This window comes from Flavobacterium sp. AED (assembly GCF_000812945.1).
GTDB lineage: Bacteria > Bacteroidota > Bacteroidia > Flavobacteriales > Flavobacteriaceae > Flavobacterium.
The window spans coordinates 238016-260936 of sequence record NZ_JSYM01000002.1; the positions used below are offsets into that span (position 1 = coordinate 238016).

Annotated in this window: 17 protein-coding genes; 3 read left to right on the plus strand and 14 right to left on the minus strand. The window is 31.8% G+C overall.

All coding sequences use genetic code 11. The features are described from left to right. Positions 1-46: 46 nt before the first annotated feature. The 8 genes from trpD to OA85_RS10340 form a co-directional block, all read right to left on the minus strand. Positions 47-1039 carry an anthranilate phosphoribosyltransferase gene (gene trpD, locus OA85_RS10305; RefSeq protein WP_039109678.1) on the minus strand — a complete coding sequence of 331 codons (993 nt, stop codon included), beginning with the start codon at positions 1037-1039 and terminating at the stop codon, positions 47-49. A gap of 66 nt (positions 1040-1105) precedes the next feature. Beyond that, complete coding sequence (locus OA85_RS10310) at positions 1106-1513, minus strand: GNAT family N-acetyltransferase (protein ID WP_029286542.1); 408 nt, start codon at positions 1511-1513, stop codon at positions 1106-1108. A gap of 73 nt (positions 1514-1586) precedes the next feature. Further along, a complete protein-coding gene (locus OA85_RS10315) occupies positions 1587-2153 on the minus strand; it encodes an aminodeoxychorismate/anthranilate synthase component II (RefSeq protein ID WP_039109680.1) in 567 nt (188 codons plus the stop codon). 144 nt (positions 2154-2297) lie between these two features. Next, the gene (locus tag OA85_RS10320; protein ID WP_039109681.1) at positions 2298-3698 is read right to left on the minus strand and encodes an anthranilate synthase component I family protein; all 1401 of its coding nucleotides are present in this window, start codon (positions 3696-3698) and stop codon (positions 2298-2300) included. Positions 3699-3972: 274 nt separating this feature from the next. Beyond that, complete coding sequence (locus tag OA85_RS10325) at positions 3973-4539, minus strand: YceI family protein (protein ID WP_039109682.1); 567 nt, start codon at positions 4537-4539, stop codon at positions 3973-3975. 283 nt (positions 4540-4822) lie between these two features. Beyond that, complete coding sequence (locus OA85_RS10330; RefSeq protein WP_039109683.1) at positions 4823-5389, minus strand: YceI family protein; 567 nt, start codon at positions 5387-5389, stop codon at positions 4823-4825. Positions 5390-5434: 45 nt separating this feature from the next. Continuing rightward, a complete protein-coding gene (locus tag OA85_RS10335; RefSeq protein ID WP_039109685.1) occupies positions 5435-6067 on the minus strand; it encodes an NAD(P)H-dependent oxidoreductase in 633 nt (210 codons plus the stop codon). 13 nt (positions 6068-6080) lie between these two features. Next, positions 6081-6533: a MarR family winged helix-turn-helix transcriptional regulator gene (locus OA85_RS10340; RefSeq protein ID WP_039109686.1), complete on the minus strand. Its 453-nt coding sequence runs from the start codon at positions 6531-6533 to the stop codon at positions 6081-6083. Between the two features lie 505 nt (positions 6534-7038). On the opposite strand from OA85_RS10340, the gene OA85_RS17020 reads away from it, so the two are divergent. The 3 genes from OA85_RS17020 (at position 7039) to OA85_RS17025 (ending at position 19068) form a co-directional block, all read left to right on the plus strand. Continuing rightward, the gene (locus OA85_RS17020; protein ID WP_052257207.1) at positions 7039-13080 is read left to right on the plus strand and encodes a PAS domain S-box protein; all 6042 of its coding nucleotides are present in this window, start codon (positions 7039-7041) and stop codon (positions 13078-13080) included. Between the two features lie 439 nt (positions 13081-13519). Continuing rightward, the gene (locus OA85_RS10350) at positions 13520-16840 is read left to right on the plus strand and encodes a chemotaxis protein CheB (RefSeq protein ID WP_052257208.1); all 3321 of its coding nucleotides are present in this window, start codon (positions 13520-13522) and stop codon (positions 16838-16840) included. An 83-nt stretch (positions 16841-16923) separates the two neighbouring features. Continuing rightward, positions 16924-19068 carry a PAS domain-containing hybrid sensor histidine kinase/response regulator gene (locus OA85_RS17025; protein WP_197056071.1) on the plus strand — a complete coding sequence of 715 codons (2145 nt, stop codon included), beginning with the start codon at positions 16924-16926 and terminating at the stop codon, positions 19066-19068. 61 nt (positions 19069-19129) lie between these two features. On the opposite strand, the gene OA85_RS10360 is transcribed toward OA85_RS17025, so the two are convergent. The 6 genes from OA85_RS10360 to OA85_RS10385 form a co-directional block, all read right to left on the minus strand. Beyond that, positions 19130-19744, minus strand: coding sequence for a TIGR00730 family Rossman fold protein (locus OA85_RS10360; protein WP_231557097.1), 615 nt, complete (start codon positions 19742-19744; stop codon positions 19130-19132). Between the two features lie 160 nt (positions 19745-19904). Beyond that, positions 19905-20093, minus strand: a complete 189-nt coding sequence (locus tag OA85_RS10365; protein ID WP_039109688.1) for a DUF6132 family protein — start codon at positions 20091-20093, stop codon at positions 19905-19907. Continuing rightward, the gene (gene trxA, locus OA85_RS10370) at positions 20090-20392 is read right to left on the minus strand and encodes a thioredoxin (protein ID WP_039109689.1); all 303 of its coding nucleotides are present in this window, start codon (positions 20390-20392) and stop codon (positions 20090-20092) included. The genes OA85_RS10365 and trxA overlap by 4 nt, the downstream gene beginning before the upstream one ends. Beyond that, positions 20385-20591, minus strand: coding sequence for a hypothetical protein (locus OA85_RS10375; protein ID WP_039109690.1), 207 nt, complete (start codon positions 20589-20591; stop codon positions 20385-20387). Before OA85_RS10375 ends, trxA begins: the two co-directional genes overlap by 8 nt. 27 nt (positions 20592-20618) lie before the next feature. Beyond that, entirely contained in the window at positions 20619-21452 is an 834-nt protein-coding gene (locus OA85_RS10380; RefSeq protein WP_039109691.1) for a methyltransferase domain-containing protein, read from the minus strand. Between the two features lie 25 nt (positions 21453-21477). After that, a complete protein-coding gene (locus OA85_RS10385; protein WP_039109692.1) occupies positions 21478-22893 on the minus strand; it encodes a rhodanese-like domain-containing protein in 1416 nt (471 codons plus the stop codon). Between the last annotated feature and the right edge of the window lie 28 nt (positions 22894-22921).

The following is a 22921-nucleotide window of genomic DNA, read 5'->3' on the forward strand; positions in this document are numbered from 1 at the left end:
TTTGGTTAATCGTTTAATCGGTAATTTGGTTAAAAGATTATATTTTTTATTTGCTTAATTCTTGCAATATTTTCAAAGCTACAAGTCCTTTTCCTGTAAACAAACTTTCTTTTGCTATTTGAAATCCTTCTAAAGGAGTACATTTTGTAACGGTTGCAATTGCCATGGCAGCATTGGCACAAACCACATTATTTTGAGCTTCACTTCCTTTTCCAGAAATGATATCAGTAAACATTTGAGCGGATTCTTCGATGGTTTTTCCACCTTCAATTTCGCTTTGCAATAAAAGACGAACACCAAAATCTTCTGGATTTAACATTCCTTCCATTGAATTGGTGATTGTTTTTGTTGGTCCTGTCAATGAAACTTCGTCATAACCGTCCAGCGAATGTAAGATTGTAAAATTCACATCCGTATTTTGATACAAATACGCGTACATTCTGGCCATTTCTAAATTGAAAACACCGACCAATTGATTTTTTGGAAAGGATGGATTAACCATTGGTCCCAACATATTGAAAAAAGTTTTTACAGCTAATTCTTTTCGAATTGGTCCCACATTTTTCATAGCGGGGTGAAATAAAGGTGCGTGTAAAACACAAATCCCTGCTTTATCGATACATTTCTCCAGAAAATCAGTGTCATTACTGAACTTGATTCCCATTTTTTCCATCACATTACTAGAACCAGAAATAGAAGAAACACCGTAATTTCCGTGTTTTGCCACTTTTATTCCTGCTCCAGCAGCGACAAATGAAGCTAAGGTTGAAATATTGAAAGTGTCTTTTCCATCACCACCTGTTCCACATAAATCGATGGTATTGTAGGCTGATAAATCCACACGGATACACAGTTCCAATAGCGCTTCACGAAAACCGGCAAGTTCTTCTATGCTAATGCTTCGCATCATATAAACGGTAAGAAAAGAAGCAATCTGACTAGTGTTATAACTTCCGTTGGAGATATTTACCAATACGTTTTTTGCTTCTTCTTGGGAAAGGATTTCGTGATTGATTAATCTGTTTAATATGTTTTTCATTTTATATTTTTTTTGCCGCTAGGCGCAAAGATTTTATTTTTCTAAATTGATAATGAAGCCCTAAAATTAATGTTCGTTTCCTTTATAAATCCACATCGGTTCTGTTTGTCCAGCGCGTTCAAAACCATTTTTTTTATAGAAATCGATCGCTTTTCCATCTGCGGTCAGCATTTGCATGTGAAAGCTACTATATTTCTCTTGCATTTTATCAAAAATCATCTTGCCAATTCCTTTTCCTTGATAGTCTGGATGAACTAACAGATGTGGGTAATAAACCACTAAATATCCATCAGAAATAGCATTTCCCAGTCCAACTAATTTTTTATTTTCCCAAGCTGTAATTAAAGTATCTGAATTTAAAAGACCATTAAACAATTGTTCTGGTTTATCAGCTGAACTCCATTCGTTTGCTTTATAAAGCGCTATTACATCTTCAATTTTTAAATCTTTTGTTTCGGAAATTATAATTGTCATTTTGTTTTTTTTATTGAAAAATACAACTGTGTAATGATGTCGCACTGTGTACTGACGTTGCTGTGCAACGTCTCTACGATTTTATCCAATTTTCTAATATCTTTTTCCCGTTTGGAGTCAACACACTTTCCGGATGAAATTGTACACCACGCACATCGTACGTTTTGTGACGCAACGACATCACTTGTCCATTTTCGTCAAATGAAGTCGCTTCCAGAACATCTGGCAAATTGGTGTCCACTACCCAAGAATGATAACGTCCTACTTCAAATTCGTTTCCTAATCCTTCGAATAAAAGTTCGTCATCTACTACTGTTTTTACCATTGTTGCTACGCCATGATATACTTTATCTAAATTCGAAAGCGTTCCTCCGTAAACTTCGCCTATCGCTTGTTGCCCTAAGCATACACCAAAGATACTTTTTGTTGGTCCGTATTTTTTAATGACTTCTTTCAATAGTCCCGCTTCATCTGGAATTCCAGGTCCGGGAGAAAGAAGAATTTTATCAAAAACTGCAATTTCATCAATATCAAATTCATCGTTTCTGTAAACGGTTACTTCGCAATCTAAATCTTCGAGATAATGCACCAAATTATAAGTGAAACTATCGTAATTGTCTATGACCAGTATTTTTTTCATTTTCCTCCCCCAACCCCTCCGAAGGAGGGGAGTACCTATTGGGGTAAATAGGGTTTTTAATTGTTATTTTTAGTTGCAACTTAATAAGTTACTAATTTTTTTAGATTTGGCTCCCTTCCCTTTGGGGAGGGTCGGGGAGGGGATTTATATTGTTTCCGCTAGATCCAAAGCGGCATTTAAGGCTCTCAATTTATTATATACTTCCTCCATTTCACTTTCTTCATCGGAGCTGGCAATAATTCCTGCTCCGGCCTGGGAATGCAATTGATGATTTTTACTCAAGAAAGTACGAATCATAATGGCATGATTAAAATTACCTTCAAAATCCATAAAACCGATAGCGCCGCCATAAAAAGTCCTATTCGTTTTCTCGTAATCTTCTATGAGTTGCATCGCTCTGTGTTTTGGCGCTCCGCTTAATGTTCCTGCCGGAAAAGTATCGGCTACGACTTGCATCGTAGTTGCGCTTGGGTGTAAATGTCCCGTTACTTTAGAAACTAAGTGAATAACATGCGAGAAAAACTGTACTTCTCTATATTTTTCAACATTGACATTATGACCATTTCTGCTTAAATCATTTCTGGCTAAATCCACCAACATTACGTGCTCACTGTTTTCTTTTTTATCTACTGATAATTCTTTGGCAAGGATAGCATCTTTTTCGTCATCACCAGTTCTTTTGAAAGTTCCTGCGATAGGATGAATTTCAGCTTTACGGTTTTTTACAATAATTTGGGCTTCTGGTGAAGAACCAAATATTTTGAAATCACCATAATCAAAAAAGAATAAATAGGGTGAAGGATTGATGCTTCGCAATGCTCTGTATACATTGAATTCATCACCTTTAAAGCCTTGGGTAAATCTTCTGGATAAAACCAATTGGAATACATCCCCACGGAAACAATGCTTTTTGGCCAAAGCCACATTATGCTTAAATTCGTCGTCTGTCAAATTAGAAAAACCATCTCCTTCTTTAGAGAATTTATAAGATGCAATATTTCGGGATTGTAATAATTGTTCGATTTCTGAAATGTTGTTTCTTCCGTCTAAACTGTGACAGAAAATGTAAGCTTCATTTTTAAAATGATTAATAGCAATAATGTTTTGATAGACTGCATAATAAACATCAGGAATAGAAATGCTATTGTCTTTTTTGGCAATCGTTACTTTTTCGAAATAACGAACAGCATCGTATGAAATGTACCCAAACAAACCATTATTGATGAATTTGAAATCATTTTTCTCCGATTTGAACTGACCAGAAAATTCTTGAATTACCTGAGGAATATCGGTAGTTTTGTCAATGTTAATTTTCTCAAAACTCCCATCAGGAAAGGTCTTGTAGATAATTTCATTTTCTATTTTTATGGAAGCAATCGGATTGCAACAGATATAAGAAAAACTGTTGTCATTTCCGTGATAATCACTACTTTCCAGTAGCAAACTATTTGGGAATTTATCACGAATTTTGAGATACACACTTACCGGAGTAATAGTGTCTGCAAGGATTTGCTTGTAATTTGTATTTAGTATAAAAGGTTTCAATTTGTATAATTTTTAGAGTTGTGTGATAGTGATAAAATGAGCACAAAAAAAAAGGCCTGTCGTGATGACAAGCCTTTCATATTTATAGTTTAATAATACTATAGGAAGCTTAGTTCACGACGATTGACGTAAATTGTTCCACCACCAAGTATTGTTTATTGTTGTTTTCATCATTTTTTTGTTGTGACAAATATATAAATGAATTTCGATTATTCAAAAATAAAAAACCAAAAAAAATATTAAATTTCATTCTTTTTTGTTAAATAAATTTTGCCTAAAACACTAAATCAACATTTAATTCAAATTCATCGTAAATTGTTTTGTCTCCCAAATCATCAAAATAACTGCCGGAGCCGTATTTTATGTCATATTTTGTTCGGTCTATTTTCAAAGCGGCAGTTGCTGTATTTCCTTTTACAATTAAATCAAATTTTACAGGATTAGTAACTCCTTTTATGGTTAAATCTGCAGTGACTGCATAAACGTTATTGCCTTTATCTCCAATAGTTTTGAAAACTAAATTTGAAGTGGTATAATTGTCGATTCCAAAAAAATCATCTGATTTTAAATGGCCTTCCAGTTTTATTTTTGATTTCCCAGTTTGATCTGTATTTGATAGTGATTTCATATCTGCATTAAAATCGCCTCCAACCACTTTATTATTTTTGAAAATAATATACCCATCTTTTAGTTTTATTGTACCTTCATGCTGACCAGTTATTTTCTTTCCTACCCAATTAATGATGCTTTTAGAAACATCAATTTTATTCGTTTGTCCTTCTGCTTTTATTACGGTAAAAAGGACTAGTAAAATGAGACCAATTTTTTTTAGATTTTTCATAATGATTTATTTAAGTTAAAACCCAATGTAGAGTAAATAAATTGTTTTAAAATTTAGTTACTTTCAAAGTTACAAAAATCATTTTCAATTTTAGAGTACTGATGGGCAATATATTAGTTGCGTATTCTGTTAATTTTAGTGTTTAAAATTATTAATAAATGAATTCACACATTCCAATATTTTTTGAAGTTTAACTGTTGATTATCATGAAAAATTCATTTAATTGCAAAAAGAAACCCCAACAATTACTTGTTGGGGTTTGTTATATTATTTTGAAAAAATATTAGAATTTCAAAGCAACAGTTAATTCAAATTCGTCAGAAATAGCTTTGTCTCCTAAATTGTCAAAGAAACTACCTGAACCATATTTAATATCATATTTTGTTCTGTCAATTTTCAATGCAGTTGTAGCTGAATTAGCAGTTGTAGCTAGATCAAAAGTAATAGAATTAGTTTTTCCTTTGATAGTTAAATCACCTGTTACAGTATATACATTTGCAGATTTAGCAACTACTTTTTTGAAAACTAAAGTTGAAGTTGGGAATTTTTCAGTTCCAAAGAAATCTTCTGATTTCAAGTGACCGTTTAATTTTCCAAGGTATTCTCCAGTAAGATCAGTTGAAGTTAATGATGTCATATCAACATTAAAAAGACCACCAGCTAATTTTTTTCCTTTGAAGATTAATTTACCATCTTTAAGGTTTACTGTTCCTTCATGTTGTCCAGTTACTTTTTTACCAACCCAGTGGATTGTACTTTTTGTAGCATCAACTTTTTTAGTTTGTGCTGAAATTGATACTGTAGATAAAACTACTACTAATGCTAATGCAATTGATTTTAAATTTTTCATTTTTTTAATTTGATTTTGGATTAATATTTAATTTTGAATTAGTAATTATAATGTGATGAATAAGTCTTCTTGTGATTTTCTAACTTTTTTGTAATGCTGTGTAGCATCTTCTTCGTGTCTATAACCAAGTGTTGCAATCAATGTAGCATTCAGGCCTAATTTATCTAAACCTAATATTTCGTTTACTTGAGCTGGAACAAAACCTTCCATAGGAGTAGCATCAATTTTTAGTTCAGCTGCTGCATTCAATAAATTCCCTAAGGCTAAATAGGTTTGTTTTGCAGTCCAAATGTTTTTAAGTTCAGTTTCTAATGTAGAAATTTTAGATTTCATAAAATCACCATAACCAGACAAAGCTTCAATTGGAGTGCTTCTTGTCTCACTAATATTTTTCAAATAACTATCAATAGTTGTATCGTCAACGTTAGTATCATTTGCAAAAATGATTAAGTGAGAAGCTTCAACAATTTGAGATTGTCCCCAAGCGGCTGGTTGAATTTTAGCTCTTAATTCTGGATTTTCAACGATTATTACTTTGTATGGTTGTAATCCATAAGAAGATGAACTCAAACGAATGGCTTCTTTTAAAGTATTTAAATCTTCTGTTGTTATTTTTTTGGAAGCATCAAATTTCTTTGTTGCATATCTCCAATTTTGATTTTCTAAAAAAGTATTCATAATTTTAATGTATTTAATTTCTGTATTTTTCTAATAAATAATTTAATTGTTCTAATTCTTCGGAATTTAATTTTTTCGAAAATAATTGCTCGTGTTCTATTACTTTAGGATCTAATTCAGTTAAAATGTTTAATCCTGTTTGAGTAATTTGAACTTCAATTTTTCTTCTGTTTTCAGGGCAAACATTTCGAGTGACAAAATTTTTCAATAATAATTTATCGACTAATCGAGTAGTGTTACTCGTTCTGGCTAACATTCGTTCCTGTATTAAACACATATTTGCCGGATTCCCTTTTTGACCTCTTAATATTCGTAGGACATTATATTGTTCTCCCGATATTTCATACGGTTTCAATATCTCATTGAAATTATCTGTGATAACATTTTGAGTATATAAAATATTCAGAGTAATTTTTTTTGAAATGTCCAATGCTACTGTACTTTTTATTTCATCTTCAATTTTCATGCCTTTTCGTATCTCATTTGTCGGTACAAATGTAACACTTTTTATATTTGTATATACAAGTGTTAGTTATTTTTTTGTTAAAATAATTTTAAGTTATTGTAAAGTGTTAATATTCAAATAATTAAAATTATTAAATATTGTAAACCAATAGCTTATCATTGTTGTTTTAATGCAATAAGGTTATCATAAGTAGTTTATAATTGTTTTTTTGTCTACATTTTTAAGTACTTGTTATGATCAATGCCGTTTAATATTTTTTTCTTTACCATTTCCATGTAGTATTTGGATTGATTGTCCTCAAACATCAAATCGATTCCGCAATATCCGAAACGATAATTTGGTTCATAAATCCCGGCAAGCAAATTAGAAAAAAGGTTGATTTTAATTATTTTTATAAAAAGAGACCTACTATATATTGTTGTTAAATAATATATTAATTTGTTAGGGTATTTTTATTACATTTAAGAGTTGTAATAGTATTGATTAATATTTGAATTTTAGGGGTATGAAAGAAGAGAAAGATGCATATAACGATCTGCTCAATAAGTTGAAAGAAAAGGAGATAGAGATAGATCGATTACAAAAAAAAGCAGAATCATTAGCTACTTTTAAGTTTTTTATTGAAGAGTCTACTGATTTAGTCTGCATTGTTGGAGTTGATGCTTTTTTCAAAGAGATAAATCCTGCTTTTGTTGCAATTTTGGGATATTCAAAAGAAGAATTACTTAGTAATTCTTTAATCCATCTTTTACACCCTGATGATCTGGAAAGATCATTAAAAGAGATTGAAAAACTTTCTACAGGCATACCTTCAATAAATTATGAGAATAGATTCCTAAAAAAGAATGGTGAATTTGTTACTATTCAATGGACTGCAAATAGTATTTCTTCTGAAAATATTTATGCAATAGGAAAAGATATCTCAGAGATAAGAAATACCCAAGAAAAATTAATTAAAAGTGAAAACTTACTAAACGATGCTCAAAAAAATGCTAAAATGGGCACTTGGGAATTCAATTTTAAAACTAAAGAAATACTCTGGTCTAATGAATTGTATGCTATTTTTGAAATTAAAAAAAAGAAAAATCAAGATTTATTCCAAGAATATCTAAATAATTTCTCTAAAGAAGATAAAGCGTTATTTCAAGAAAAAATAGCACAATTAAGAATCGACAAAAAACATTTTGAAATAGAACAAAAGGCTACTTTTTTTGACAAAAAAGTAAAATGGTTTGACCAAACTATTTTTCCGTTATTAGACGATAATGGGAATGTATTTGGAATCAGGGTTAATACTCAAGACGTTAGTTTGAAAAAATTAATTGAGGTCGAGAGTAAGGCTAAAGAAAAAGCAGAAATTGATTACAAACTAAAAGTAATTGAAGAAGAAAGCAATGCTAAGTTTAAGAATTATATTGATAATGCTCCAGATGGAGTTTTTGTCTTGGATGAAAAAGGAAATTACTTAGATGTAAATCCAGCAGCAACACTATTGACCGGTTACTCAAAGGAGGAATTATTAACAATGAAGTTTGGTGATTTATCTTCTTTAGAATCTGTAAAGGAATACTTTGAGGAATTCCGAAATCTTTTGAATAATGGAATAGCAAAAAAAGAAATTAAAGCAATTCATAAAAAGGGAGAGATTAGATGGTGGTCAGTGGAAGCTGTAAAACTTTCAGAAAATAGGTTTTTAGGTTTTGCAAAAGACATCACTGAAAGTAAAAAGGCAATAGACAAAATTGCCCAAAATGAAAAGCGTTTTCGCGCCATGTTAGAAAACAATGATGCGGTTGTTTCTTTAATAGATGAAAATTTAAATACTATTTTCCGCAGTTCTTCGGCAGCACGAATTACTGGATGGACTCATGAAGAATTTGAGAAAATTTCTGCCAAAGAATACATTCATCCAGATGAAGTAGAAAATATCCAACAAATAATGAAAAAAGCTTTGGCTAATCCTGGATTCCCTTTTCCTGTTTCGCTGAGGGTAAGGCATAAAGGAGGATATTATATCTCGATGGAAGGCGTTATCAATAATATGTTTCATGATCCTGAAATAAGAGGTGTTATAACTAATTTAAGAGATGTTACTGAAACTAAAAAAGCATCAGAATTACTGAGAGTAGAAAGAGATAAGTTTATTAAAATTGCTGCAACTTCCCCGGGTCTAATTTATTCGATGCGTCAAAATAAAGATGGGTCTTTATGCTACCCTTATGCCAGTAATGCTGTTGAAAAAATTTACGGATTTACTTATGAAGAAATTGAATATGATGCCAATACCATTTTTTCATTGATTCATCCGGATGATTTAGATTTTGTAATGCAGAGCATCATTGAAACGAAGTCTAAGTTAGTACCTCTCAAAGGTAAATACCGTTACAAGCACCCAATAAAAGGATTGGTATGGCACGAAATGAACTCTTTGCCAGTTGTTGAACCAGAAGGAACTGTGATTTGTCATGGAATAATTACTGATATCACCGAAAGGGTTCTGGCAGAACAAAAACTTATTAAAGCGAATCGACTTTATTTATTCATCAGTCAGATAAACCAGATGATTGTTCGTACAACTGATGAACAAACTCTTTTTAAAGAGGCCTGTACTATAGCTGTTGACTTAGGAAAGTTTAGAATGGCATGGATTGGAATGATCAATGAAGATACTAAGAATATTATTCCAGTAATGATAGCCGGTGAAGATAGAGCGTATCTTTCAACTACTAAAACGATTTCAATTAATAATAATATACCAGAAGGAAGAGGGCCTGGTGGCACAGCGATTAGAGAAGACAGATATGTAGTTTGTAATGATATTGAAAACGATTTAATGATGTTGCCATGGCGAGAAGAAGCATTAGATAGAGAATATTTGTCTTTAATGGCATTACCAATAAGAAAATTTGGAAAAGTAATTGGTGTTTTTTCTTTTTATGCCGGTGAGAAAAACTTTTTTGATGCAGAGGAAATTGCGCTATTAGAAGAAGCAACAGGTGATGTAGCTTTTGCGTTAGAGATTTTTGAGAAAGAAGCTTTGCGTAAAAGAGCTGAAGAGGCCGTTTTTGAAAGTCAAGAGCGCTATCATACACTTACTGAAGTATCCCCAGTAGGGATTTTTCGTACTGATGTAAATGGATTTACAACTTATGTTAATCCCCGTTGGTGTCAAATTTCAGGTTTATCTTTTGAACAAGCTTTAGGAAACGGTTGGCTTGCAGCTGTTCATAATGATGATAAAAAATTATTATTTAATGGATGGGAAAATGCAACTTATAATCAAGAAATCTCCTTGTCAGAATATCGTTTTGTTCGCCCAGACGGATCAATTTCTTGGGTGATGGGACAGGCTATTCCAGAGAGAAATGCTAAAAATGAAATTGTGGGTTATATAGGCACAATTACTGATATTACGGAACGTAAAATTGCGGGAGATATAATTTTAAAAGAAAAACAGCTTTCAGAAACAATAATCAATAATCTTCCGGGTGTTTTTTATCTCTATGATGAATCTGGTAAGTTTGTGAAATGGAACAAAAATTTTGAAGATGTAACGGGTTACAATAAAGCGGAGATAGCCCAAATGACTCCACTTGATTTTTTTGATAAAGAGGAAAAAGAAAAGGTTAGAATAAGAATAAAGACTGTATTAGAAAATAAATCAAAACGGATTGAAAATAAATTACCGGGAATTGAAATTGAATTTTACACTAAAATAAAAAATAAAATTCCTTACTATATTAATTCACTTGCCATAGAATATGAAGGTGAAAAATGCATATTAGGAATGGGCTTAGATTTAACTGACGTTAAAAAAGCGGAGGAACAAATTAAAAGAGCCAATGAACGATTTGAGAGAATTTCGATTGCGACAAATGATGCTATAGCTGAAGTAGACTTATTGACTGGACACAGTTGGAATAATAAAGCATTTATAGAGCTTTTTAATTTTGGTAATAATAGTGAATCAAACACAATCGATAATAAACAAATATGGCGCTCTAGACTCCACCCTGATGACAGGGAAAGAGTTATTAATAAGCTTGAAGAAGCCTATGCGGGTACTACTGAAGTATGGTCTGATGAATTCCGTTTTCAAAAAGGGGATGGTACTTATGGATACTTTTATGACCGTGCTGTTATCATAAGAGATCAATCTGGAATAGCAAAACGTTTTGTTAGCTCTATGACTGAAATTACCGAATTGAGAAATATTAAAGAGCAGCTTGTTAATAGTGAAGAGAAATACCGCAGCCTTATAGAACAAGCTTCGGATGCTATTTTTATTAATGATGTTTCAGGAAATTTACTAGAAGTGAATGAAAGCGCCTGTATGATGCTTGGTTATACGAAAGAGGAACTTTGTACAAAAAAATTAACAGATTTATATACCGTTGATGAGCTTGTATTGAGACCCATAATGATCAAAGAATTGCTTGGTGGTCAGCAAACTCTTATTGAGCGTAATATGCTACATCGAGATCAATCGTTGATTTCTGTGGAAATTACTGCTAAAATGCTTGTTGATAAACGTATTGTAGCAATAGTGCGAAATGTAAGTAAACGTAAACAAAGTGAAGAAGAGTTTAAGAAAATGCACAAAAAATTGGAGGCTGTATTAGAAGCAATTCCTGATTTACTGTTTGAAGTTGATATAGAAGGCAAAATTTATAACTATCATTCCCGTAGAGATGATTTATTAGCATTGCCTGCAGAGCTTTTTCTTGGTAAAACATTTTCAGAAGTATTGCCGCCAGATGCTTCAAATTTGGGATTGTCAGCAATACGCGAAGCTGCCGAAAAAGGATTTTCTACAGGGAGACAGTATTCTTTACAATTACCGGATGGCTTACATTGGTTTGAACTTTCAATAGCACCTATGCAGGAAAGTGAAGATCATGAGATACATTTTATTTGTTTATCACGTGATATTACCGGTGCCAAACAATCAGATTATGCACTCCTAAAAAGTGAAGAAAGATACCGTGGTTTAATGTACAATCTTGATGCTGGAATAGTGGTTCATGCTCCGGATACATCCATTATTGTAAATAATCAAAAAGCATCAGAATTATTAGGATTAACTGATAGTCAAATGAAAGGGAAAACGGTTGTTGATTCAGCTTGGAAATTTTTGAATGAAGACAATTCTGTTATGCCAATTGAAAATTATCCGGTAAACCAAATTATAACTAGTAAACAAGCAATTAAAAATTTAAGAGTGGGAGTGAATCGACCAGAAACAAATGATATCGTTTGGCTTTTAATTAACGGTTTTCCTGAAATTGATTCCAATGGTGAAATATTTGAAATTGTGATTAGTTTCATTGACGTTACTGAACAAAAAATGATGGAAATGGAGTTAGTTAAAGCTAAAGAACAGGCCGAGGCTGCTAATAAAGCCAAGACTGATTTTCTTGCTAATATGAGTCACGAGATTAGGACTCCATTAAATGGAATAATTGGGTTTACACATTTGTTAATGAAATCTGATCTAAAAAAAAATCAGGCAGAGTATATGACTACAGTTAATGAATCAGCAACTTCATTAATGGAAATTGTCAATGATGTATTAGATTTTTCTAAAATAGAATCTGGAAAATTAGAGTTGGATATAGAAGAAATTAATCTTTTCAAATTAACAAATCAGGTTATTGATTTGTTTAAATATCAAGCCAATCAAAAAAAGATAGATCTTACACTTCATATAGATGAAAAAGTCCCGCAATATATTCTAGCTGATTCAGTACGATTAAAACAAATAATAGTAAATCTATTGAGTAATGCTATAAAGTTTACCAATTTTGGAGAAATACGTTTGGACATAGATGAAGTTTCTTCTCCAGAAAAAAAATGGTCAACTATAAAATTTTCAGTAAAAGATACCGGAATAGGCATAAGAGGAGACAATAATAAAAAAATATTTAATTCTTTTGTACAAGAAGATAATTCTACAAATCGAAAATTTGGAGGTACGGGATTAGGTTTGGCTATTTCAAATCAACTTTTGGCACTGATGGATAGCAAATTGCAATTAATCAGTAAATATGGAGATGGAAGTGATTTTTTCTTTGTAATTAAATTTGAAAAGGCAATTCATAAAAAAAATATAGATTCCGTTCTTGCAAATACAATTAATAATGATGCTATTATTCGCACAGATATTTTAAGCGATAAAAAGATTTTAATAGTTGAGGATAATAAAATTAATATGCTTTTGGCAAAAACCCTAGTGAAAAGGATAGTCTCTAATTGTACTATTTTTGAGGCTAAGGATGGGAATGAGGCTATAGAACAATATATAAAAGAACAGCCGGATGTTATTTTAATGGACATTCAAATGCCTAATAAAAATGGATATGAGGCAACTGAGGAAATCAGAAAATTAAAAAATTCTGAACACATTCCAATAATTGCTATAACTGCAGGAATAATGGTAGGTGATAAAGAAAAATGCTTGGAGGCAGGGATGAATGATTATTTGCCAAAGCCAATTATTCAAGCTGATTTGGAAAAAATATTACACAAATGGTTGCATAAAAAATAATTTTATTTTTTTTAAATTTAAAAAAGTGGTTATTAATTTAATCACTTTTTTTGTTTGTAGGCTCAGTTTGTTTAATGATTTTGAATTTAATTTATTTGTAAAAAAAGTTTATTTTCACTAAATTTAACATTAATTACGTCTAAGTTTAGTTAAATGTCTAATTAATAGTGTTGAAAAATCCAGTTTAATGTAGATAAAATATTTTACTCAGTGTTAGATTGATATCTGTTTTTTGAAAAAGGTTAGTCAATTGTTAAATAATACTGATTTATTTGATTGAGGCTACTAATATTTTAATCATTTTGCTTTTGCAAAAAGCTATAAAATCAGCAATAACATATTAATTTAGCCACACAAATATTTCTGAAATAAAGAGATAATTGAGGATGAAAGAAATCCGACCCAATAAATTAAAGCTATAGAAAATTCTAATTTCGTGATGATAAACAAAAATCAAATCAGTCTGAGGGAAGACAAAGTTTTAGATTTGAAATCAAATTCAATCTTGCCTGAGGCAGATAATAATGATTTTCCAATTATTGGTATTGGAGCTTCTGCCGGAGGTCTTGAAGCATTAGAATTATTTTTTGAAAAAATGCCAAATAACAGTGGTATGGCATTTGTGGTCATTCAACATCTCGATCCTACACATGTTGGGATAATGCCTGAGTTGCTTCAAAGAATGACACAAATGAAGGTTTTACAAGCAACTGATACACTCAAAGTAAAACCAAATTCAGTTTATGTAATTCCACCTAATAAAAGTTTGTCAATTCTAAAAGGGAAACTGCATTTGTTTGAACCACTTGAATCTAGAGGTTTACGATTACCGATTGATGTTTTTTTCCGCTCTTTGGCTCTGGACCGAAAGGAAAAAAGTATTGGAATCATTTTTTCTGGAATGGGATCTGATGGCAGCGATGGATTAAAAGTGATTAAAGAAAATAATGGATTTGTACTTGTTCAAGAACCTGCTTCGGCAAAATTTGATAGTATGCCACGAAACGCAATTGAAGCTGTAATTCCTGATATTGTTGCTCCTGCGGAAGAATTACCTGCTAAACTGATTGCGTTATTAAAATATTTTCCAAAGATAAATACAGATTCTGAGGTATATGTTAAAAGCAAAAGTAGCATCGATAAAATTATCATTTTGCTACGTGAACAATCCGGACATGATTTTTCGATGTATAAAAAAAATACATTGATGCGTCGTATAGAAAGAAGAAAAGCAATTCATCAGATCGATACTATTCAAACGTATGTCCGTTTTTTGCAAGAAAATCCAAAAGAGGTTGAATTACTTTTTAAAGAATTATTAATTGGTGTAACCAGTTTTTTTAGAGATACGGCTGTTTGGGAAAAACTCAAAGAGGAAATTATTCCTAATTTGTTGAAAGAAATACCGAATGGTTATACTATTCGAGCTTGGGTTCCAGCTTGCTCAACAGGAGAGGAAGCCTATTCTTTGGCAATAATTTTTGAAGAAGTTATAGAAAAAATAGGAAGGCATAAAAATATTAAACTCCAGATTTTTGCCACTGACTTAGATATAGTTGCTATAGAAAAAGCTAGAAAAGGGTTCTTTTTATCTGATATAGAAAAAGAGGTGTCTCCAGAGCGAATTAATAATTTTTTTTATATTGAAAAATCAGGTTATCGTGTGAATACTTCCATTCGAGAAATGATTGTATTTGCCCCTCATGATGTAATAAAAGATCCTCCTTTTACTAAATTAGACCTATTGACTTGCCGAAATATGTTGATATATATGGAGCCACAATTGCAAAATAAATTAATAATGTTGTTTAATTATAGTCTGAATCCAGGAGGGATTATGGTACTGGGAACAGCAGAGACTATAGGAAGCAGTATTAAAGGATTTGATATAATTGATTCTAAATTAAAAATTTTTAAGCGAACTTCGAAATCGGTAATTCCTGAATTTACTAATTTTCCAAGTTCTTTTTCCCAAATTAAAAGATTAACTACTGATATAATGAAAGAAACTAAGGTTGTTGAAAACATACAAATCCTTGCAGATCAAATTTTGCTTCAGCGTTTTTCACCTGCAAGCATATTAGTTAATGATAAAGGAGATATTATTTATATTACGGGTAGAACGGGAAAATATTTAGAGCCTGTAGCTGGTAAAGCAAATTGGAATATACATGCAATGGCTCGTGAAGGATTGAGAAATGAGCTACCTGCTGCTTTTCGTAAAGCATTGCAAAGCTTTGATCCTGTAAAAATCGAAAATGTAAAAATAGTTGAAAACGGGAGTAAATATTTTGTAAATTTAACGCTCCAACAAATTGAAAGTCCGGATGCTTTAAAAGGGATGATTATGTTGGTATTCAGTGATGTGCCTGAAATTTTGGAGTCAGATGTAAATGCTTTAAAAGAAAAAAAACAAAGTGTTTCCGGTAAACAAAAAGAATTAGAAGCTGAGCTTATACGTTGTAAAGAAGATTTGAACAGTACTCGCGAAGAGATGCAAACCTCACAAGAAGAACTGAAATCGACTAATGAAGAATTACAATCGACAAATGAGGAACTACAATCAACTAATGAAGAACTAACAACATCCAAAGAAGAGTTACAAAGTTTAAATGAAGAATTGCAAACAGTTAATGCAGAACTTCAAAGTAAATTAGTTGATTTTGAACAGGCAAACAATGACATGAAAAACCTGCTCAATAGCACTGAAATAGCTACTCTTTTTTTGGATAAGGAATTAAATATACGCAGATTTACGGATCCGGTAACTAAAATATTTAAATTAAGAGCAACGGACACGGGAAGACCTTTCACAGATTTAGTTTGTGATTTGAATTACCCGGATATGGGAAGTAACGCATTAGGAGTAATTAGGACATTATCTTCTATTCAAAAAGAAGTTGCAACTAATGATGGCCGTTATTATTACGTAAGGATAATGCCTTATCGTACTTTGGATGACCGAATTGACGGGCTTGTGATTACTTTCACAGATATTACAATAGCAAAACAAGCCGAAGAATCACTAAAAATAGAAAATCGGTACCGTCGTCTCTTTGAATCAGCAAAAGATGGAATTCTGATTCTTAATTCAGAAACGGGGATGATTATGGATGTTAATCCTTATTTAGTTGAAATGTTAGGTTATACACATGATCAATTTATTGAAAAATCTATTTGGGAAATAGGTTCTTTGAAAGATATAGTGGCCAATAAAGATAAATTTTTAGAATTACAGAAGAAGGAATTTGTCCGGTATGAAAACTTACCGCTTGAAACGGCTAAGGGGAAAAAAATAAATGTTGAGTTTGTAAGTAATGTATTCTTAGTAAATAATATAAAAGTGATACAATGTATTATTCGTGATATTTCTGATCGTGTGATAGTTCAAGACGCATTAGTCACTTTAGAAAATAGGTTTAGGCATCTTTTTGAATCTGTAAAAGAAGGGATTTTATTTCTGGATTCTGAAACCGGAAGGATAGCGGATATAAACCCATATTCTACTGATTTGTTAGGTTTATCAAAAGAAAAATGTATTGGAAAAGAAATTTGGCAAATTGAATCTTTGAAAAATATTATTCCGAATATGGAAAAATTCAAAGAATTAAATAAAAAGGAATTTATTCATTATCATGCTATTGAAATTGAAATAGGGGATGCAAGAAAAATAAAAATTGATTTTACCAGTACAGTTTATCGTGTAGGAAGTAAAAAGGTAATTCAATGTTTTATTCACGAAATTCCAAGTTTAAACTAAAAGAGAGAAATAAAAAAGTTTACGATTAATAGTTTTCTAATTCTATATAGTACAAAAGGCAATATTTAACAATGTTGGGAATTATGAGAAAAACAGAAAATACATCAGAAGCCATGGTAATTCTTCGAGAAAAAGCGGAGGAATTGCAAAAAAAGAAAGACTTAAAGTTAGATTCAAATCTTTCTGAGGCTGATACGTTAAAACTCATTCATGAATTTGAAGTGCATCAGATTGAACTTGAAATGCAGAATGAAGAATTGATACTTGCTAAAGAACAGGCAGAAGTTGCTATTGAAAAATATACAGATTTATACGATTTTGCACCATCGGGCTATTTTACATTAACAAAAACAGGGAAAATAACAACACTTAACCTAACGGGATCCCAAATGTTAGGCAAAGATAGGTCTCGATTAATAGGCAGCCAGTTTGGATTTTTTGTTTCTAATGATACAAAACCTGTTTTTAATCTTTTTTTAGAGAATGTATTTAATAGTACTGTTAAAGAATGCTGTGAAATTAAATTATTATTAGGAAGTACTTGTATTACGGATGTTTATTTAACTGGTATAGTGACCGAAGACAGGGAACTTGCACTTATTTCTGTTGCCGATATTACGCAACTTAAATTAGCGGAATCAGCACTTAAGGACAGTGAAGAGAGGTATCGTGGATTATTAAATAATATTGATGTTGGTATTATTGTTCATGCTCCAGATACTTCTATTATTTTATCTAATCCTAAGGCATCTGAATTGATAGGTTTGAGTACCAATCAAATGAAGGGAAAAGTGGCAATTAATCCGGTATGGAGATTTATTGATGAAAATTATAATCCTTTACCAATTGAAAATTATCCTGTAAGCCAGATTATTAGCCAGAAAAAAGCAATCAAAAATTTTATCATGGGGATTAAAAGACCTGATAATACCAGAACAATATGGCTTTTATTAAATGGATTTCCCGTTTTTGATTTTCATGGTGAAATAACGGAAGTGGTTACCAGTTTTATTGAGATTACGGAAATGAAAATATTGGAAATTGAGTTGACAAAAGCAAAAGATCAAGCTGAAGCAGCCAATAAAGCAAAGTCAAATTTTCTCATGAATATGAGCCATGAAATTAGAACACCATTGAACGGAATAATAGGTTTTACTGATTTGTTAATGAAGTCAAACCTTGACGAAAATCAGTTAGAATACATGAATACGGTAAAAGAGTCGGCAACAATATTAGCTGATATAGTAAACAATATTTTAGATTTTTCGAAAATTGAATCAGGAAAGTTAGAATTAAATATAGAAGAAATTGATCTCTTTGAACTGACTCATCAAGTTATAGATCTTTTTAAATATCAAGCAACTTTGAAAAATATTGATTTAGCTTTAAATATTGATGAAAATGTACCTCACTATGTATTTGCTGATTCCGTACGATTGAAACAGATATTAGTAAATTTAATTGGCAATGCATTAAAATTCACAAAAGCAGGCCAAATTCACTTAAATATTTATAATAAATCCAATACCATAAAAAATAAAGCAGCGATAAATTTTTCTGTAAAAGATACAGGAATTGGGATAAAACATCAAAATCAAGAAAAAATATTCCAGTCTTTTGTGCAGGAGGATAATTCAATAACACGTCAATTTGGGGGAACTGGTCTTGGATTAACAATCTCAAATCAACTTTTAGGTCTAATGAACAGTAAATTAGAATTAATTAGTAATTATGGTCATGGAAGTGATTTTTTCTTTACCATTGAGCTTGAAAAGTCAAAACACGAAATAGAATTAAGCGATATTGAAAATAATTTAAAAGCAGAAAATGAAATTTCTTCCAGTGAAATTTTAAAGACTACTAAAATATTGATTGTTGAGGATAATAATATTAATTTACTTTTGATAAAAACCCTTCTAAAAAAAATAGTTCCTAATTGTATAATATTTGAAGCTTCTAATGGAATTGAAGGAATAAAATTATTTAAAAAAGAGGAACTGGATCTTATTTTAATGGACATACAAATGCCAATAAAAAATGGATATGAAACAACTGCTGAAATCAGAAAATTAAAAAAAGCAAAAAATATTCCGATAATTGCCTTAACAGCTGGAATGTTATTAGGAGAAAAAGAAAAATGTTTAGAATCAGGAATGAATGATTATATTTCTAAACCAATAGTTAAATCAAATTTAGAATTAATTCTGCACAAATGGTTGGATAAATAATTATTGACTAGTGAATGAAATAGAGTAGACTTTTAGTGTAAATTTAAATTAAGAGTTTTTATCATTTTCTTCTTTCTCCAAACCACCATTTGGATTTATAAGGTTGTTTCTTTAAACCAAATTGTTTGATTGCATGTTTTTTTATGTGCGCTATTAATTCTTCAACAGAATCAGTTACAAATAAAAGTTTCATATCTTCAGGGCTAATACTTTCGTTTTCGGACATTATTTGGATATGATGAATCAGCTCTTCATGGTATTTTTTATCATAAATTACTATCGGGAAATTATTGATTATTTTATTCTGAATTAACGTTAGCGCTTCAAATAATTCATCCAAAGTACCAATTCCTCCAGGCATTACAACAAACGCATAAGAGTATTTTATTAGGATTACTTTCCTAACAAAAAAGTAGGGGATGTAAATCCATTTGTGGAGATAAGGATTGGGTTTTTGCTCTACAGAAAGAACAATATTACAACCTACAGAGTAGCCACCGGCTTCATAAGCGCCTTTATTTGCCGCTTCCATTATTCCGGGACCTCCGCCAGTCATTACGGTAAATCCTAGTTTGGCAAGTTTAGCACCAATTTTCACTGCATCTTTATAATGGTTTGTTTCCGGACCAAAACGGGCAGAACCAAACACAGTTACACAAGGTCCTATAAAATGCATTTTTCGAAATGCATTAATGAAGTTATAAAGGACTTTAAATAAGAAAACTAAGTTTTTAAATCGGGATAATGGTTCCCTTACAAATAAAGATTCGGATTTTGAAAGCCTGTAATATTGAGGGAATTTCTTCATATGCTAAAGTTATATAAAGGAATCGAATTTATTTATTCTTTACAAACATATTCAATAGTAATCCACCCATTAACCCACCGTATAAAGTACTATTTAATGGCTTTGAAGTTATAGCGCATGTTCCGGAAGCACAACCTATATGGTAATAATACAGATAACCGGCGATGGCTCCTATAACTATCCCAATTCCTGTAATTAGAATTGCTTTTCTAGTCATGCATTACTTTTTTCTATAATAGTTTTAATTATTTCTTCTTTAGTTAATACACCGGATTGTCTCCATAATTGTTTTCCGTTTTGAAATAAAATCATTGTAGGAACACCTCGTACTTGATATTGAGACGCTATTTGTTGGTTTTTGTCTACATCAATTTTGATGATCGAAACACGGTCTCCCAAACTGTCTTTTACTTCTCTCAAAATGGGACTAAGCATTTTGCATGGTCCGCACCATGTTGCAAAAAAGTCTATTAAAACTGGCTTTTCTGATTGGATAATACTGTTGAAATTACTCATTTTTACTGTATTTATTGTTTGAAATAGTACAACCATTAGAACTGCAACCTAAATTAAATAGCACTTGAATGAAGAAAAATAACCCAAAGGCGATAAACATCCATTCTTGCAATATATAGGCTTGAGCAAATAAAAATAAGGCAAACGCCAGACGAACTAAGCGCATAATATGCCAATTTGTAAATAATAATTCTTTCATTTTTTTGAAAAAAGCTAATTTGTAATACTAGCTTATTTTTTTAACTTGGTACTTTTCATCATAAGAAATTGCATTTTGTAATGCTGTGACTGGAATTTCATTTTTACTTACAATTAGTACTTCTGCAAAATCACTGCTCATACTTACATTCACTATTCCGTCTATTGCGGCAAACTTTTTTGTTACAGATTTCATGCAACCAATGCAAGTAATCCCTTCAAATTCATATAGATTAACGCTGACTTTATTGTTCTTTTTTAATTCGAAAAATAATTCCGAATTCGCTCTTGGAGCAATTGAATTGAGACATACATCCATTTTCAAAAAGTCAAAAGCGGCTGCAAAAAGTGTTTCGTATTCTTCTTTGCTTCCACCAAAAGGAGGGCTTATTTCAAATGTTCTATTAAATAATAATCCTGCCAATTTTCCTTCATCAGCCAAAAGTTGATGCATTTTCCCAACATATTTTTGACGCATAGTAGGAGGCAAAGCACAGAAAAAAGTCTGTTCAATGATCAAATCGTATTTCCCCTGATGTTCAAAAAAATCACCTAATATGATTTGGATATTAGGATTATTTTTAAACTTCTCTTTTAAAACATTGACCAATGTTGGCGCAATATCTATAACGCTAATATTAGTAAAACCCTGTTCCAAAAGGTATTCGGCTTCATAGCTATTACCGCAGCCGGGAATCAAAATAGCGATGTTTTTATTTTCTATTGTATCTATATAGGTTTGTAAAGGAGGGGATATTTTACCTAAATCCCAACCGGTGGCTTTGGTTTCGTACTGGGCTTCCCAATACGCTGCGTCAAGCGGTTTTTCGCATGAAGTTACACAACATTTTATATCTTCCATAATTTGTTTTTTTATAGCATTGCTTTTATTTCAAAACTTTGCTTTGGCAAACGAAATCTGTTTTTGGCAAATTTGTTTTTGCAATAGCATTGAAGCCGCCTTCAATTTCAGTGAAATTTCTAAACCCGCGTGCTTCTAATATAGAAGCGGCAATCATGCTGCGATAACCGCCGGCACAATGCAAATAAAAATGTTCTTTTGGATTAATATCTTTAATCCAATCATTGATAGATGCTAATGGCTTGCTAAAGGCTTCCTCAACATGTTCGGCACAATATTCACTTTCTTTACGGATATCTATTATTTTGCTTTCGCCAATTTTTACTTCTTTGGAAAATTGTTCGGCTGTAATTCTATTTACGGTGTCAATTTCTTTTCCCGCTTTTGCCCAAGCCTTATAACCACCATCCAAATGACCGATTAAGTTATCAAAACCCACGCGACTCAAGCGAGTAACGGTTTCTTCTTCTTGTCCTTCTTCGGAAACAATTAGAATTGGTTGTTTCACATCGGCAACTAAAGCACCAACCCAGGGAGCAAAATCCCCATCAATTCCAATATTTATAGATTGAGGAATGAATCCTTTGGCAAAATCAGTGTTTTTTCGGGTATCTAAAATTAACGCCCCGGTTTCTTCGGCAGCGGCTTCAAATTCAATTACCGATAAAGCGCGCATTCCCAAGTGTAATACATTCTCGAAACTTTCATATCCTTTTTTATTCATGGCTACATTCATCCCAAAATAAGCTGGAGGTGGCAATAAACCTTCGGTTACTTCTTGTACAAATTCGGCTTCAGTCATATCCGCTCTTAAAGCATAATTAGTTGTTTTTTGGTTGCCAATAGTTGATACCGTTTCTTTACTCATATTTTTACCGCAAGCACTTCCTGCACCGTGGGCCGGATATACAATAACATCGTCAGCCAAAGTCATCACTTTGTCTCTTAATGAATGAAATAAAATAGCAGCTAATTGTTCCTGAGTCATGTGCGCTGCTTTTTGGGCTAAATCCGGTCTTCCTACATCACCAATAAATAAGGTGTCTCCAGAGAAAATAGCATAATCTTTACCGTTTTCATCAATCAATAAAAAGGTTGTGCTTTCCATGGTATGTCCGGGCGTATGTAATGCTTTTATTTTGATTTTTCCAATGGTGAATTCCTGACCGTCTGTAGCAGAAACACATTCAAATTCACATTTTGCATTTGGACCATAAACAATTGGGGCACCTGTTTCTCTGCTTAAATCAACATGTCCGGAGACAAAATCAGCATGAAAATGGGTTTCAAAAATGTATTTCAGTTTTACCTGATCGCGTTCCAGTCGGTCTAAGTAAGGTTGAATTTCACGAAGTGGATCAATTATAGCCGCTTCACCATTTGAAGTAATGTAGTAAGCGCCTTGTGCTAAACAACCCGTATATATTTGTTCAATTTGCATGATTACAATTTTTTATTTTACAGTACAA